We start from the raw sequence: 679 nt of genomic DNA, 5'->3' as shown, positions 1-679 counted from the left end.
AATTCACTTGGCAATGCCTTCCCTATTTGACGAGGAATGAATTGCACTTCTCGCTTATTGTTGCGTTCTGAACCCACAACGGCATTGACCAATGGGGCAATACGATTAAAGGTCATAACGGGGCGGCGTTGCTTTTTTAACGCCGATAAATCTTCTTCATTCCATTGATCACCATTGTAAAAACCAAAATCCTCCCGCGCATGTTCACGCCATTTATTCACATGCTCCACATCTTCTTTGTACCAGCTCACAAGCTTGCGAAATAAGCCTTCTGTCGACAAATCTGATGCGTTACTTTCTTTATCTAAATGCTCTTCATCATACATCATTCTGCCATCCATGAGGTACTCTCATATTCCGTTCTGCCGCTATAAGCTGGTCGCTTTTGTATTTCTTTTGGTGGTTTGTATGAAATACACATCAGTCCAAAGGCATCTGCCCCATGACTGGACCAATCATGCTCTGCTCCCAAGCCAATATTACGCTTCTCATCCCATTTCTCGTGATACCAGTTCAGTGCCTTACGTCCTGCTACTGTCGTCTTCTCATTAAACCAAACAGAAGGCAAAACACGGCGGACTGTTTCTATACGTATCTTAACAGCCCCTGCTCCCTGATTAGGGATAACTTTTGTTTGAAAGCCTGCCTGTTTAAGAGCGCTCTCAAAACTCACATTGTG

Annotated in this window: 2 pseudogenes; both read right to left on the bottom strand. The window is 43.9% G+C overall.

Features of this window, described 5'->3' with window-relative positions:
* Positions 1-341 (bottom strand): annotated as a pseudogene (locus tag ACFIL8_RS11940) (phage portal protein); the annotation flags it as partial.
* A pseudogene (locus ACFIL8_RS11935) lies at positions 326-679 on the bottom strand (PBSX family phage terminase large subunit); the annotation flags it as partial. The pseudogenes ACFIL8_RS11940 and ACFIL8_RS11935, both read right to left, overlap by 16 nt.

The organism is Bartonella sp. AP57NXGY, from assembly GCF_042195805.1.
In the GTDB taxonomy this organism is placed as follows: Bacteria; Pseudomonadota; Alphaproteobacteria; order Rhizobiales; family Rhizobiaceae; genus Bartonella.
Note: the sequence above shows the minus strand (reverse complement) of the source record. Positions and strands in the feature narration are given on the sequence as shown.